A 15479-nucleotide genomic window follows, 5' to 3' on the forward strand; every position below is an offset into this window, starting at 1 on the left:
TTAGAAAGGGTATCCAATACCGATATTAAAAATTAAATTCTCTTTTCTCCAGTCTTTATTACCGAAAGCGATATTATCGAAAACCCAGCGTTGCCCTTCAGCTAAATAGGGCTTACGCACAGGGAACGCAACATCTAAACGGATCACAAAAATGGTGGCATCAACACGTACACCCGCTCCTGTACCAACTGCAAGTTCGTTCAAAGCATTTTTTAACTTAAATTCGGAACCAGGTCTGCCTGTGTTTGTAGTACCTGGGATGCCAGTATCTTCTTTACGCAACCAAACGTTTCCGGCGTCAACAAATAATGCGCCGTATAAAATACTTACTATTTTGAATCGTAGTTCGGAGTTGAGCATCAGTTTGATATCTCCCCCCTGATCGGCAAAAATAGCATCGTCAGGTACTTTATACGTCCCCGGGCCTAATGTCCTCGCCGGAAAGGCACGGATATCATTACTTCCCCCTGCAAAGAACTGCCTTACAAATGGCAGTGAGGTACTGTTTCCATAGGCGTAGCCATAGCCAAGGTTTAAGCGGTTGGCCCAGGTTACATTTCTGGTAATTTTATAGTAATCTCTTAAGTCCGCTTCTAGTCGTACAAACTGTGATAAGGGAACATTGAAGATAGATTTCTGACCATTATCATCTTTTGGCACAAACGTACCCCATAAATTTCCACCAGTTTCAACCGCACCATAGAAGTAAGTATTGTTTCTTCGATTGGTTTCCATTTGGTTGGTATAGGTAAAGTTATAGTTGCTACCAATGATTAGCTGATTTTCAAGTGTAGTTCTAAGCAATGGATTTACACGAAACAAGCTATCCCTAACGTTTGAATCAGGAAAACCAGTCGAAATATAGCTTACCGAAATGGGGTTGAAATTATGCTCTTTATACTGGTTTTCTTTGAAGTTGTATCCAAACTCCCCTTTAAAAGCATGTAGTGTGTATTCCGAACCCCGGTTCAGCATCTGATAGGATAGTGATGCAATTGTTTTGGGTATAAATGCGTTTGTGCTGTTTGGCTTGTAGAATGGAACAATAAACCTAGGGAAAGTCAGCTTTCCTTCTGCCGTTAACGAAAGAGAGTTTTTACCCAAAGAGGTACCCCTGGTTTGTGTTTCAAAACCGCCGCTAACACTTACGTCCAGTTGTTCGGCTCCCCTAAAAAGATTTCTGGTGGTTTGAGTTACTTTAACTTCCGAACCTACAAAATTATTCGACTTGCTGGTTCCGGTAACAGAAAATGTGAGGGAATTCTTTTTTAAAGGTGTAAGGTAGATATTTAGATCTAGTTGATTGTTCCTGAAACTGTCAACAGGTAAGAATTCTGCCCGTACATCCTGAAAGGCGCCCACGTTTACCATTCTGTTTAGGGATTGATTGTGGTCTTTACGGTTGTATAGTTCTCCTTTTTGGAAGAAAACCAGGCGGTCGAACAGTCTGGGTTTAAAAGTATTGCGGTCATCGTAGATATTGAAATCATTGTACGCTAATGGTTTCAGTCTCCGTAGTATACTATCCCGTCTGATGGAATAGTTAGGGTAGATATTGATATTTTTGATGGTGTAAGGCTTCAATCCTGCATCAGGAGCAATGTCTTTGACTTTAATGGTCACATTTACCAGATTTTTACCAATCGTGCTGTCAACCTGCATAATTAAATAATCTGGGCTGAAATAAAAGTATCCGCTCTCTTTTAAATCATTGTCGATCCTGATCCGCTCATTTTTATAAACATCGAGGTCATAAAAATCGCCCACCTTTAATAAGGTTTTATCTTTATTGGTATTGATGATCCGGGTTAATACACCTGAATCGGGTGGGAAGGTTACCTTATTGATTTTATATCTTTCGCCGGTAACAGCCGTATATATGGCTTTACCTTTCCTGTCCTTCACTACCGTATCGCCAGTTACCACAGCCTGCAGGTAACCCTCACTAAGCAGATAGCTGGTCAGCACGTCATTGTTATACTTCAGTTTCACTTCACTTAAAAGCACAGGGGCTTCACCTTTTTTCCTGATCCAGTTCCTCAAACCTTTTGGTTTTTTAGGTTCTCCGGCAAAATTGTAAATGGCCAGCTTCAGTTTGTTGTTGGGACGAGGCCTGGTTTTGCTTTTCAAATCAGCTTTAACTTGTTTCTCATCATCAATTTTACCCGAAGAGTCGGGATTAATTTTAACCTCAGCGCCGGTGTACAATATTTGCCCTGGTTTCAGGGATTTCGTACTGCTACAGCCCGCGTAAACTAAACAGGCCAATACAAATAAAATAGGTCTAATTAGTTTTCTCATTTTGTGCTTTCTGTTCAATGTTTCTCGTTCTTCTGTTTCGTTTTTTCTGAAATATCTCTTTGAATTTGTTGTAATCTACAACGAGGGTAAATCCTAAACCGGTTTCAATAATTTGTCCCTGTACAATTACGTCGTTTTGGTTTCTCCTGTAGGCCCTTAACCGGTACCTTCCATCAGATGATAATGCATATTCTACATTTACATTTCCTGCAATATCAGTCGATTTCTCGCCGGGAGCCTGTGGGCCTTCTAAAGCAAATGAGCTTCCCACCGTCACAGTTAGCCTGTCATTCAATAATTTTTTAGATAAACCAACTTCAAGATCTGTTTTTTGCTGTAATGATCCGGTAGAGTAATCTTCAGATGAATTCACCCCAAAATTCAGGTCAACACCCTGGATTAAATCTGAGGTGAGGTTATTGAGCTGTTCAGTCAATAACTTACTCACACTTGAACGGGCGAGTGTTGAAACGCCCCCGCCACCTCCGGATAAGCTTTCGAATGGGTTATTGGCAATGAAGCGGTTTAAAGCTAGTAAAGCAAACACCTGCTTGTTTAGTTCACTTTCATCACGGTTAACATTTTGTAAGCGGGTATAGGCCAAACTTCCGATCTCTGTAGCCCTTTCGTTTTCCGGTAAATCTATTTTAAAGGAAATAATTGGTTTTAGCAATTCGCCTTTCATCATCAGGTATACCTGAAATGGCATTTTTGTTTTTGCCTGTACAAGATCTGGTTGGTTCAGTAAGTCGATAGGCGCAGCGTTAACCTCATACATTGCCGATAGGTTTACATTAGCTTCTGTAGGTTCACCTGTCCAGATAATCGTACTACCTTTTACAATTTTGAATGCTTTTTTCCCTAGCGGACCAACAGACAGGTTATACGAGCCATCAACCACTTCGTAGCGACCTGTTAAACTGATCTTCCCGCTTGGATCCATCGTAGCATTCAGGTCTGCATCCCCCTTGATGTTCAATGCATCACCATTAGCAGGATCTACCACTACATTTAATTCAGCTTCAGGATCGATTTTTACAGCTGCTACCAGATTGATTCCTTTAACAGGTGATTTAGTGATACTGTCAACTTTTAGCGCCTTCTGGCCATTAAACGGAGGTGCATCTGCATCAATAAACTGAACAATTCCTTCCTGATCAATTACCGCCGGATCGTTAGCAGGCAGCGCAAAGAAAAACTTCGTTCCTTTATTCACATTGATGCTCATATTCACATCCGGCTGGTTCAAATCTCCCCTAACTTTGATGTTACTGGTTAAAAATACTGTTCCGTAGATCATTTCATTATCTGCGGCAGTAGAGTTTATCGCCCTGAAATTATTCATGTTGATATCCAGGCCAAAGCGGTAATTTTTAAAGTCGGTAGTGTATACTTTGCCGTTAATGGTAGCCTTTTGATTTAAAGAGTCAATTAAAGTGAAATTATTAAAACTGATTCCCTCATTGGTGAATGAAATTTTCTCGTTTGGCATCCGGAAGTATGAGTTTACGTAGGCCACTTTAATACCTGCGTTATTGAAAGTCAGGTCGCCCAATATTTTCGGTGCAGTCAAAGCACCTTTCACACTCAAAGCTCCCGTAAGCGTTCCCGTACCATTTTTAAGTTGACCCTGCGACAGGCTCTCGATATTTTTCATCTCGATTTTGTCAATATTGACTGTTAAATCGAGTGCACTTTGCGGTGCAGTATAGTAAAACCCATTTACCCTCAATTCGTGCACACCGCTTAACGCAACATTTACCTCGAAAGCATTTTCGGTATTGTTATTAACGGCCACGCGTAAAGTGCCCAGTTGATCTTTCTGGTAGCGGAGCTGATCAACGGTCAAATTGGCTTCAAACTTTGGTGTGCTGGCCAGATCTTTAACATTGGCAGTACCATTTAAACGGCCCCCAACCAGGGTTGTATCTGTTTCCGCAAACTTCGTTAACGTTTCCAGTTGAAAATCCTTAAACTCAACGCTTAAAGGTGCATTGGGTTGCGAAGGATTACTGTTGATGGACAGCGACTGACCGCTGTTACTGATCTGGAACTGATTTACCAGTATTCCGGATTGCCCGAACTGAATATAGTTATCCTGTGAAACTACCCATTTCTGATAATCAAGCAAAAGTTTCTGAGGATCCAGGCTAAACTTAAAATCTTTGTTTATAGATTGGAATGTACCGCCAATAACGTATTTGTTCTTACGTTGTCTGTCGCGAAGAAAAACATTCACACCCAATACATTGTTGGCCGCATCACCACTAATCTCTGTATTAAACAGCGCAATGGAAGGGCTCTGCAAACTTTTAACGGTTAGCCCGTAGTCAAGCTTGTTGTTATCATTGTTGATATTCAACACAGTGGTATCCACTTTAAAATCGCCGTAAACCACCTGTGGGAAGTTACCTTTAATCTGCAGACTATCTTTTTGTGTGTCGATTAACCCGTAAAACTGTGATGATTTAAAAACAGTTAATTCAGGCACAAATTGTTTCAGCAATTTTGAATCATACACCTGTACAAAGAACCTCATTCGCTGATCTGGAATCTTTTCTACCGTTCCAAAGGCATAATACTTATTAATTTCGTTGATGATGGCACTTCCAACTTTCGTTAACTGATATTTACCATCAATTTTAGCAGATAGAATTTCTGATTTTAAGGTGAGTTCATTTTCAGTAGCAGTCGATTTTGCGCGTAGAGAGATGGTATCCACATTTATTCTTTGGGCATCTTTCACCAATTGTAAGCCTGTAATATCAACCGAACCATTCAGATAGTCAGCATCAGCAGTTGTTAAGTCAGCCTTTATTACCCCTGCCGCACTTAAAACAGTGGGGCTAAAATTTAAGGCTTGCAAATTCAGTTGTTTCAGGTTTAAATCGGCTTTAACTGCAGGGTATTTACCGGCGAGACTTGCTTTGGCATCTAAACTGAAATTTGCATTGCTATCTGGCATGTTACCTTTGATGGCAACATTCTGGTTGGCATAAGTACCGGAAAGGTTTAAATTCCGGTAAGTGTATTTATTGTAGTATGCACTCAAAACCCGTGCATTGAATTTGGCATTTATTTTCTTCGGATCCAGACCCGTTCCTGCGACGTTGGCTTTAACAGATATACGGCCTAACTTCGGCTGCATTTTCAATAACCGGCCAACGTTGAAATTATTCAAAGTTACGTCTGCTTTGTAGCTTTCTTTACCTTTCGGACCTTTCATTGCAGCATTTAAAACAGCTCCACCCATATCCGTCTGGATATTCATGTTGGTATTGAAATCGGTCATTGAGCCTTTAAACTTTCCTTTTGCGTTAATTACATTAGGAAGTTCAATGCTTGGCGGTAATGATTTTTTGGGCACAGCCACCAGAATATCGCTTTTGGTAACGTAGAGTTTTTTAATGTTCAGATCGAGGAAAGTCTTATTGACGTCAGGCAAACCTTTTGCCGTACCATTAATGTCGATCTGCGTATTTTTTAATCCGTTGATTTGCAGACGGGGGATGTTCAGATTGTTTAAATACCCATTTAATTCTGCATTAATTTTAATCTTCTCATTTCGGTAATTTGCCGGAACGGCATCACTAAAATAGCCTGCATCTTTCAAGCCTATCGTAGTGTTTTTTAAACTTATTGCAAGCTTTACGCGTTCAGGATGTTTTGTTAAATCATCCATGGATGTGAAATTCAGCTCTGTAGCGTTCTCTATAGTTGTATTTGGCGTTTTTAAAACGAAATTCGTCAGCTTAATCTGTTTATCATTATAAATGGCATTTCCTTTTAACTCATTCAAAGCAAAACCGCTTTTTTCTTTAAGTGAACCATTTTTTATAATCGCTTTTATTCCTGCAGCGCTATAACTTACATCTCCGGCACCGAAGTTCAGTTCTGTAATCTTTAAATGATTGAAATCCATTCCTTTTGGAGCAGCCTTTGCTCCAAGGTTATCGAATTGCACATTGTTGTCTGCCAGGCTGATGTTTTTGATCACTAATCCCAAAGGCGACTGTTCTGGAACGACTGTATCCTTAACTTTCTTTAAATCATTACTGGGTGCTGGTTTAAAGGCAAAAAGAATATTTGATTTATTCAGCTTGGCGTCATCAACCGTATATTTACTGTTGGTTAAATCTACTTTTAAGTTTACTACACCAAGTTCATTTACATCGGCAATGGCTTTTGTCGTTGAAACCTGATCATCGTAATTAACCTTCACGTTATTGAAGGCAAAGTTCTCGACTTCGATCAATGGTAGTTTGCCTGTTTCTTTCTGGCTACTGTCCACACTGTTAGTAACATGCTGAACGAGTTCTACCAATGGCTTTTGCTGGAGATATTTAAGGGAGGTGTTGTTTAATGCCAGTTCCTTAATCACGTAATGCTGATTTGCTAAATCAAATGTTTTCAATTTAGTTTTAAAGGCGCCAATGTATACCTTGACGTTATTCCCTGCTACATCGTCGCGATAAGTAAGACCAATATCTTCGAAGGATATTTTATCAATAGAAAATTTCAGTGTTGAGGTAGTGTCCTTATCCACTTTCTCTTCTGGCTTTTTCTGTTCGCTCATAAAGGCATTCATGAGAAAAGAAAAGTTGAAAGTGGTATCTGGACTTATACGCTTAACATTTGCCCTGATGTTTTTCAGTTCAATATTGTTAACTTCAACCGTATTCTTAAGCAACTTAAACAGGCTAATGTCTACAGCGAGTTTTTCTGCATACAGCAGGGTATCTCCCTTTAAATCTTCAATATAAAATTTGTTTAAAACAACATCTTTTGGAAGAGCGATTTTGATGCTTTCCAGGCTTATTTCCGTCTTAGTTTTTGTTTTAAGATAGTTTATTGCTTTGTTTTTAACAAAGTTTTGCACTGCAGGAATGTTCAATGAGAGGGCAACACCCACTACTAAGATAATGATGGAGGCGATAATCCAGAGTAGAATTTTTAAACCTTTACGTACGTATCTATTCAAAGCTGATCATGTTTGGTGGTTGTAAAATGCCAAATGCATGCCACTAAATAATTTTAGGGCAGATTTTATAATTAATACAAAAAATAACCTAAATTGTTCGCCCGCCATAGAAATTTAACATTAGCGGTTTTAGAAAATATTCAAAATGAAAGTATTAGATCTTAATATAAGCTTCGAACAATATAATGATATAGCTGAACTCAATGACAAAGACCGGTCTCTATGCGAACAATCTGAACAGGCTTTGTCAGGATCCTACTCTCCTTATTCGAAGTTTAGGGTCGGTACGGCCATCCGGCTAAAATCAGGACAAGTCATTTTGGGAAGTAACCAGGAAAATCTGGCCTATCCATCCGGCCTATGCGCCGAACGTGTTGCGCTTTTTTCTATTGGCGCAACTTATCCGGACGCATTTATCGAAAGCATGGCCATTACGGCACAAACAGATCATTTTGAAATACTAAAGCCTGTTACCTCCTGTGGAGGTTGTTTGCAGGTAATGGTCGAGTTTGAAAGGAAGCAGTCATCGCCGATTGAAGTTATTTTCTATTGCCTGAATGGTGAAATATTGAAAGTGCCCAGCGTAAAGAGTTTAATGCCATTTGCATTTGTAGAAGATCGGTTGGAGCGTTAGATATCAGTTATGAGGGTTTAAATGTGAATAACCTGTTTTTACAGTGTGGCTTCATTTTTATTATATTTACAGCTGCCAATTTTTGTAAATAGATGAGTGAAGAAACAGACCAAAACCTAAACGGAGAACAAAAGCACACTATCACACCTATCAATGGATTGTATGAAAACTGGTTCCTCGATTATGCGTCTTATGTAATTCTGGATCGTGCCGTTCCTCACATTAATGACGGACTAAAGCCTGTTCAGCGGAGGATTATGCATTCTCTTAAAGAGATGGATGATGGCCGTTTCAACAAAGCAGCAAACGTGATTGGTAATACGATGAAGTACCACCCACATGGGGATGCTTCAATTGGGGATGCGATGGTTCAGATAGGCCAGAAAGATTTGCTGATCGATATGCAGGGAAACTGGGGCGATCCCATCACTGGCGACAGTGCAGCTGCTCCACGTTATATTGAAGCCCGCTTATCAAAGTTTGCAAATGAGGTGGTGTTTAATCCTGATACTACAGAGTGGCAGCTGAGTTATGACGGGCGGAATAATGAACCAATTACCTTACCCGTAAAGTTTCCACTATTACTGGCGCAGGGAGCAGAGGGTATTGCCGTTGGTTTGGCAACGAAAGTAATGCCCCATAACTTTATAGAACTTTTAGATGCGTCGATTGAGGTGCTAAAAGGCAGCCGCCCGAATATTTTACCCGATTTCTTTACCGGAGGCGCTGCCGACTTCTCAAATTATAATGAGGGACAGCGGGGAGGCAAAATCCGTGTTCGTGCTAAAATCACCGAAAAAGATAAAAAGACTTTGGTGATTACAGAAGTTCCTTACAGCACCACTACCAGCTCTGTTATCGACAGCATTCTGGCTGCTAACGACAAGGGCAAAATCAAAATTAAAAAAATTGAGGATAGCACTGCAGCAAGTGTCGAAATTATCGTGCATCTGGCGCCAGGTATTTCGCCCGATGTAACCATCGATGCCTTGTATGCTTTTACAGCCTGTGAGGTTTCTATTTCTCCCAATACTTGTATTATCCAGGGCGATAAACCACACTTTATGAGTGTGAACGATATCCTGATTGAAAATACAAAGCATACCAAAGCATTATTAAAAAAAGAACTGGAGATTCGTTTACACGAGTTACAGGAAAAGATTTTCTTCAGTTCCCTTTTAAAAATATTTATTCAGGAGGGAATGTATAAAAATCCTGAATATGAAAACTCCGCCAACTTTGATACGGTAGTTGAGGTTTTACATTTATTGTTCGAACCTTTCAAACCGACACTCTATCGCGAAATACTTCCTGAAGATTTCAAGAAACTGATCGATAAGCCGATGAGTAGCATTACCCGCTTTGATGTAAAGAAGGCTGATGAACAAATGAAAAACCTGGAAGATGAAATCAAGGTAGTGAAAAATCACCTGAAGCATCTTACCGATTATGCCATTGCCTGGTACCAGAAGCTGAAAGATAAATATGGTAAGGGGAGAGAGCGTAGAACCGAGATCAGGCTATTTGACAGGGTTGAAGCTTCTAAAGTGGCATTGGCAAACGTTAAGCTATATGTTAACCGCGAGGATGGTTTCATCGGAACGGGTTTGAGAAAGGACGAGTTTATTGCTGACTGCTCGGACATTGACGAGGTAATTGTTTTCCGTGAGGATGGCAAGTGCATGATCACAAAAGTTGCCGATAAAACCTTTGTAGGTAAGGGGATTATCCATGCACAGGTATTCAAGAAAAATGATGAGCGGACCATTTACAACATGATTTATAAGGATGGCGCTTCCGGCACATCTTACATTAAACGCTTCGCCGTGGTTGGCGTAACCCGTGATAAAGAATATGACTTGACTAAGGGATCTAAAGGTTCCAAGGTACTATACTTCACTGCCAATCCAAATGGAGAGGCAGAAGTGGTAAATGTGGCATTAAAACCGCACTCAAAGTTGCGTAAACTGCAATTCGACCAGGATTTTGCAGAGGTAGCCATTAAAGGGCGGGGTTCGCAGGGTAATATCATTTCGAAGTATCCGGTGAAGAAAATTATCTTAAAGACCAAAGGTGTATCTACACTTTCAGGACTTAAAATCTGGTATGATGATTTATTGAAGAGACTGAACGTTGATGGCCGGGGTAAATACCTGGGTGAATTTGATGGAGATGACCGCATCTTACAGGTCCATAAAGATGGTTACTATGAACTGAGTTCTTTTGAATTGAGTAATCATTTTGATGATAACTTACTGCTGATCCAGAAGTTTGATCCTGAAAAAACTTTCGCTGCCATTCATTTTGATGGAAAGGCCCAGAATTATTTTATCAAACGGTTTGTTTTTGAGCTTCAGTCAAATGGTAAAAAAGTCATTTTTATTAGCGAAGAGCCTAAATCGAAGTTACTTTTTCTAACCGCTAATCCTTTGGCAAAAGTGATAGTTGATGTGTTAAAAGGTAAAACCCAAACTCCTGAAACGCTTGATCTGGTTTTGGCTGAGCTAATTGATGTGAAAGGTTTAAAAGCAAATGGTAATCGTTTATCGCCCCACGACGTAAAAAAGGTTGTACTCGAGGAACCGGAAATAGAAGACACAGAAGATGTAGAAGGTAACGATGGCGGAGAAGATAGTGAAAACCTGGATGAAACAGAAGATGTCAGAATGGACGAAAACGTCGAAGTACCTGCTGAAGTTAATATAGAACCAGAGAAGACCGAAAAACCCATTGAAGAAAAGCCAAAGCCAAAATTTGAGCGTAAAGCTGAAATTTTGCCTGAGGACCAGTTACCGGTGAAACAAGAATCAGCAGCTGAACCGGTATCCAAAACTGTAAAAAAGGAAGTTCCTAAAGAGGAGGCAAAATCAAAAATCGCCGATACTGCTGTTAAGAAGGTTGATTTTGAAATCACCAATCCGGATGACATCGAGATTGATGACAAAGGACAGTTAGGCTTGTTTTAAAAGCTTTGCATTGTGAGACACCGTTTGTTCCGGCCATCTGGAAACAAAACTGTGCCTCACAGTGCCATAGCAAGACAAGCAATTTGAATAAAAATTCAAATCTTTCAATTTAAAAACTATATTTGCCTCACTCAAAGGGGTGCTTTTCAAATCCGCAATTTCTTTTGCAATCGAAAGGCTGAGATTATACCCATTTTAAGGTAAAAGTTAGAAAGGTAATAAGGCAAAGGGTTTACCCTCTACCCGTCAAACCTTCAGCCATCAACTTTGAATGCACCTGATCCGGATAATGCCGGCGGAGGGAAGAGGTTAAATTTACAATACTGTTTCGCCCTGAAAGCAGGTTTCAATTATTTTTTATTGGCTTTAAGGTTTTTATTGTAAATGAATTTTCAAGATTGGTTCGGGCTTTTTAAGGAACAAATTCTGCATACCTCACTGGTAGAATGGCTGGCGGTTGGCTTCGGCGTTTCTGAGGTTTTACTGGCAAAGAAAAACAGTATATGGTTATATCCTACCGGGATTATCTCTATTCTATTATCTATGTTTTTGCTGCTAAATGTAAAACTTTATGCAGAGATGTTATTGAGTATCTATTATCTGGTAATGAGTGTTTACGGCTGGATGATCTGGAAGAAGCGTAAGCTAGACGGCGAAAACCAGGTAGCATGGAGTACAAATAATGAATTGCTGATTGCGGTATTGATCTCAGTTATAGGGTTTTTTGTATTCTACTTTGTACTCAGAAACCATACTGATTCTGATGTGCCACTACTGGATGCCTTCGTTTCATCAACCGCATGGGCTGGTATGTGGCTTCTTGCAAAACGTAAAATTGAAAACTGGATTTTCCTGAATGTTTCAAATATTGTTGCCATCCCGTTATTGTTTCATAAAAAGCTTCCCCTAATGGCATGCCTGACTACATTTTTATTTATTGTAGCCATTTTTGGCTTTTTAGACTGGAAGAAGATTGTAGGTAAAAGAGAATTACGAAAGTTTAATTAACGGTTTTTAGCTTTTTAATCCGCACCACTGCGGTATAAGATGATCATATGCAAAACACCATCACAAAAACCTGGCAGGAAACTGTAGCTCAGTTTGCTTCAGAATCAGAACAAATGGGCGAATTACATCCGGAAATTTTAGAACTCGCCTATCAGGAAAACTGGTTTAAGCTTTTTGTTCCTGAAGTTTATGGGGGGGCAGGTAAAAAGCTCCCGGAAATTTTACGCCTTGAAGAAGAGCTGGCGGAAGCCGATGGTAGTCTGGGCTGGACGGTTACGCTTTGTGCCGGTGCCGCCTGGTTTGCTGGTTTTTTAAACCCCGATCTGGCAAAAGAAGTATTTGCTGATAGGGCGGTATGCTTTGCAGGGAGCGGAGCAATAGGCGGAACAGCGATTAAAACCACTAACGGATATTTAATAAACGGGCATTGGAAATATGCCAGCGGGGCGTTGCATGCAACCATATTTACAGCAAACTGCAGCCTTAAAAACACCGATGGTACCGATATACTCTATGAAGATGGAAATCCGAAAGTGATGTCATTTATTTTGAAAAAAAATGAAGTAAATATCCTTTCGGGCTGGTCATATTTTGGATTAATCGCTACTGGAAGTCATGCCTTCGAAGTAAGTAACCTGGAAGTACCCCTTAACCGTACATTCAGAATAAACAATACCATCGAGGTTGCCGGCGAGGGATTTGATTATCCTTTTCTACAGCTGGCAGAAACCACACTGGCTGTAAATAGTTTGGGCATGTCCAATCACTTTATCAGGTTGGTGGAGCAGTCATTCTTCTCCAGGTCAGGATTAAAAAGATATAACGAGGAGCAGATCAGATATTTCGAAAAGGAGTTGAATCGGTGCAAGAGCGAAGTAAAGGAACTGAAAAAAGCATTCTACCGGTCTTTCGACGATTCCTGGGAACAGTTGGTGTCTGGTAAATCGATATCGGCATCCAGTCTGGACGAAGTGAGCCGCTCAAGCCGAAAGCTTGCGCATGGCTGTAGAAGCGCCTGCGATTTTTTATTTCCTTTTTGTGGTCTTGAAGCCGCCAGAAAAGAAACAGAAATTAACCGGGTCTGGAGGGATATCCATACTGCAAGTCAGCATGCGCTACTAACATTTGAATAATAATTGCGTTTACTATGAAATGCACCGTATAGGTTTTGTTAGTTGATCGCGTTTCGGTAAAGACAAATCCGAGACAACGTTTAGAAAAGTTTGGGTAATGTACGGGATGGGCTCGTCTGTTGTTCGGCTTTTACCCAAAGAAAAGCCAAACACTTCCCGAATTTGAGGCGATGTTTATACGAACTTTTCCGGGAGAAATCCCGATCAGGAGACGAAGCTTTCCCGAACGCTTCCCGAACGCTTCCCGAACACTTCCCGAAGAAATGGGGTGTTTTCCCGAACACTTCCCGAACACTTCCCGAACAGCACCCGAAGAAATGTCTCAACGAAATAAATGAAGGGTAAATTTGTTTATTTCAGCCAACAAGGCATTCAGATGATTTTATAAACAAACAGGGTGCCCGAAGACACCCTGTTTAATAGGCTACTGATACTGAATATATATCGGTTTTGGAGTAAGCTTAAGTAGCTCCTCGGGAGTTAGCAATTTATTTGGTGCTTTCTTCAGGTCATTCTTGTAAAATAGCTTGAAGCCTGTAAACTGAACGGGCTCACCATAAACAAAGTGGCGATAGGTACCCTTTTTCAATTCTGGTTCACCCCATCCATCCATGTGGACAACAACCTGTACTTCAGGGCGTAACTTAATGTTTGGAGAGTTGGTAACCATTTTCTTTGTAAAACGGTGTAATACAAAAACTTTTGGAGGCAGGTTATGCTTCTTAACAATGTCTGCTAAATATCCTGTAACGTAGTTTACATCTGCTGCATCATATGTCCCGATTTTTCTACCTGGCAAAGAGCCGTCTTTCATAGAGAATTCCGGATCAATACCCAAATGTACATAAGGTAGCTCAAGATATTTTTCAATGTGAGGAAGCTCAGCTTTAATCGTGCTTAGTGCAACCTGAAGGTCGAGAAACACAATTGTGTTTGGTTGCATTTTCGCAATTTTCAATACCGAATCAATCTGCTTGTTTCCCATGCGGTTAATGTACTTGCCATCTTTGCCAGGAGTTCCGCTGGCCACTGCAGCAATATAATGTAAACCTGGCTGTACAGGTGTAGAAGGATCGGCCTTTTCCCAATGTTTAACCTCTGCATTCAAACGCTGCCACATTTCCTTAGGTGCATATTCGCCTAAAGCCCCCATTTTTTTGGAGTGAAGGTTTCCATAGTATACCACGATACGTTTAAATGGTAAAATTGCACCCGCTAAAGGATATGGCTGGTTTTTTACCGGCCATTTACCGGTAGTATCGCCATTGGCAAGTTTTTTTGTCAGCGAATCATATAATTTCGGATCAACAGGCTTCATTACATTCACTGTTGAATCTGTTTTCTTTTTAGTTGTGTCTGATGAGAAGATTTTGCTTACGCCGTTACTGCCCTTACCGTCGGAGTTACAGTTGGCAAACAGGCTGATGGCGGCAAAACCCAATATAAGGGTACCTGCTAATTGAGGGAATTTCATAGATATATTATAGAATTAAATTTTATAAAGTGTTCCGGATCTGATGAGTATGAAAATAGGGGGTAAATGGTATAGTTTTAAAAAAAGTAATCAACATTTACACATTACAGAATTTTCCAAATACGCCTAAGGGCAATTTGATACCAGCGGTAGCCTGTAAATACAATTCACCGGTTTCTAAATTCTTAACACCCGGGAATGACGTGCGAATCAGATTCTCCACGATCACAGAAGAAAAGCCAAGTGAATAGGTATTTAGGATCAGAAAGTGTTCCTTCTCATCCAGTAATTGAACAACATCCTGCATCATTTCCTGGATATGATCTTCCAGTTTCCATTTCTCACCGTTAGGGCCATGGCCATATGCCGGCGGATCGAGGATGATTCCATTGTATTTTTTACCACGCTTAAGTTCTTTTTTTACGAACTTTAAAGCATCTTCTACCATCCAGCGGGTGTCTTTCAGCCCAGAAAGTTCCTGGTTTTCATTAGCCCAGGTCACTACTTGCTTAATCGAATCAACGTGGGTGGTATCAGCACCGGCAGCATTGGCAACCATAGATGCTGCACCGGTATAAGCAAAAAGATTGAGTACTTTAGGCTGTGGAGTTTTAAATTTTTTAATGGACGATGATATATAATCCCAGTTAACCGCCTGTTCCGGGAAAACGCCCACATGCTTAAATGAAGTTAAACCCAGGCGAAGTTTGATGGAAACATCATCATTTTTATATTCCACATGCCAGCGGTCGGGCGTTGCCGGGTTTTTCTTTACCCATTCGCCAGATGTAGCTGAGCGACCCCGGAAGGTGATGTTGGCTGTTTTTTTCCACTCCTGCTCTGATAATGTTTTCTTCCATACCGCCTGAGGTTCAGGACGGATCAGGATCACATTTCCAAATCGTTCTAATTTTTCAAAATCCCCGCAATCAATCAGTTCATAATCTTTCCAATGGGTTGGGGCAAGTAATTGTATCATGTA

Annotated in this window: 8 protein-coding genes; 4 read left to right on the forward strand and 4 right to left on the reverse strand. The window is 40.5% G+C overall.

Annotation, left to right across the window (positions count from 1 at the left end; genetic code table 11):
- Together R2Q80_RS12835 and R2Q80_RS12840 are read right to left on the reverse strand one after the other, a co-directional pair.
- Positions 1-2301, reverse strand: coding sequence for a BamA/TamA family outer membrane protein (locus R2Q80_RS12835; RefSeq protein ID WP_316799985.1), 2301 nt, complete (start codon positions 2299-2301; stop codon positions 1-3).
- Positions 2285-7282 carry a translocation/assembly module TamB domain-containing protein gene (locus tag R2Q80_RS12840; protein WP_316799986.1) on the reverse strand — a complete coding sequence of 1666 codons (4998 nt, stop codon included), beginning with the start codon at positions 7280-7282 and terminating at the stop codon, positions 2285-2287. The genes R2Q80_RS12835 and R2Q80_RS12840 overlap by 17 nt, the downstream gene beginning before the upstream one ends.
- Positions 7283-7427: 145 nt before the next feature.
- On the opposite strand from R2Q80_RS12840, the gene R2Q80_RS12845 reads away from it, so the two are divergent.
- From R2Q80_RS12845 to R2Q80_RS12860, 4 genes are all read left to right on the forward strand, one after another.
- The gene (locus R2Q80_RS12845) at positions 7428-7916 is read left to right on the forward strand and encodes a cytidine deaminase (RefSeq protein WP_316799987.1); all 489 of its coding nucleotides are present in this window, start codon (positions 7428-7430) and stop codon (positions 7914-7916) included.
- Between the two features lie 92 nt (positions 7917-8008).
- Positions 8009-10882, forward strand: coding sequence for a DNA gyrase/topoisomerase IV subunit A (locus R2Q80_RS12850; RefSeq protein ID WP_316799988.1), 2874 nt, complete (start codon positions 8009-8011; stop codon positions 10880-10882).
- Between the two features lie 384 nt (positions 10883-11266).
- Positions 11267-11890, forward strand: a complete 624-nt coding sequence (gene pnuC, locus R2Q80_RS12855) for a nicotinamide riboside transporter PnuC (RefSeq protein WP_316799989.1) — start codon at positions 11267-11269, stop codon at positions 11888-11890.
- A gap of 47 nt (positions 11891-11937) precedes the next feature.
- Complete coding sequence (locus R2Q80_RS12860) at positions 11938-13023, forward strand: acyl-CoA dehydrogenase family protein (RefSeq protein WP_316799990.1); 1086 nt, start codon at positions 11938-11940, stop codon at positions 13021-13023.
- Between the two features lie 424 nt (positions 13024-13447).
- On the opposite strand, the gene R2Q80_RS12865 is transcribed toward R2Q80_RS12860, so the two are convergent.
- Positions 13448-14497 (reverse strand): hypothetical protein, encoded by a 1050-nt coding sequence (locus R2Q80_RS12865; protein ID WP_316799991.1) that lies wholly within the window; start codon positions 14495-14497, stop codon positions 13448-13450.
- A 97-nt stretch (positions 14498-14594) separates the two neighbouring features.
- Positions 14595-15476 carry a class I SAM-dependent methyltransferase gene (locus R2Q80_RS12870; protein WP_316799992.1) on the reverse strand — a complete coding sequence of 294 codons (882 nt, stop codon included), beginning with the start codon at positions 15474-15476 and terminating at the stop codon, positions 14595-14597.
- Positions 15477-15479: the final 3 nt, after the last annotated feature.

The sequence above is a fragment of the Pedobacter frigidisoli genome (assembly GCF_032678525.1).
GTDB lineage: Bacteria > Bacteroidota > Bacteroidia > Sphingobacteriales > Sphingobacteriaceae > Pedobacter > Pedobacter frigidisoli_A.

Coding starts and splice junctions, on each gene's coding strand:
- R2Q80_RS12835 (WP_316799985.1), bottom strand. CDS start 2,301: ATGAGAAAACTAATTAGACCTATTTTATTTGTATTGGCCTGTTTAGTT.
- R2Q80_RS12845 (WP_316799987.1), top strand. CDS start 7,428: ATGAAAGTATTAGATCTTAATATAAGCTTCGAACAATATAATGATATA.
- R2Q80_RS12850 (WP_316799988.1), top strand. CDS start 8,009: ATGAGTGAAGAAACAGACCAAAACCTAAACGGAGAACAAAAGCACACT.
- pnuC (WP_316799989.1), top strand. CDS start 11,267: ATGAATTTTCAAGATTGGTTCGGGCTTTTTAAGGAACAAATTCTGCAT.
- R2Q80_RS12860 (WP_316799990.1), top strand. CDS start 11,938: ATGCAAAACACCATCACAAAAACCTGGCAGGAAACTGTAGCTCAGTTT.
- R2Q80_RS12865 (WP_316799991.1), bottom strand. CDS start 14,497: ATGAAATTCCCTCAATTAGCAGGTACCCTTATATTGGGTTTTGCCGCC.
- R2Q80_RS12870 (WP_316799992.1), bottom strand. CDS start 15,476: ATGATACAATTACTTGCCCCAACCCATTGGAAAGATTATGAACTGATT.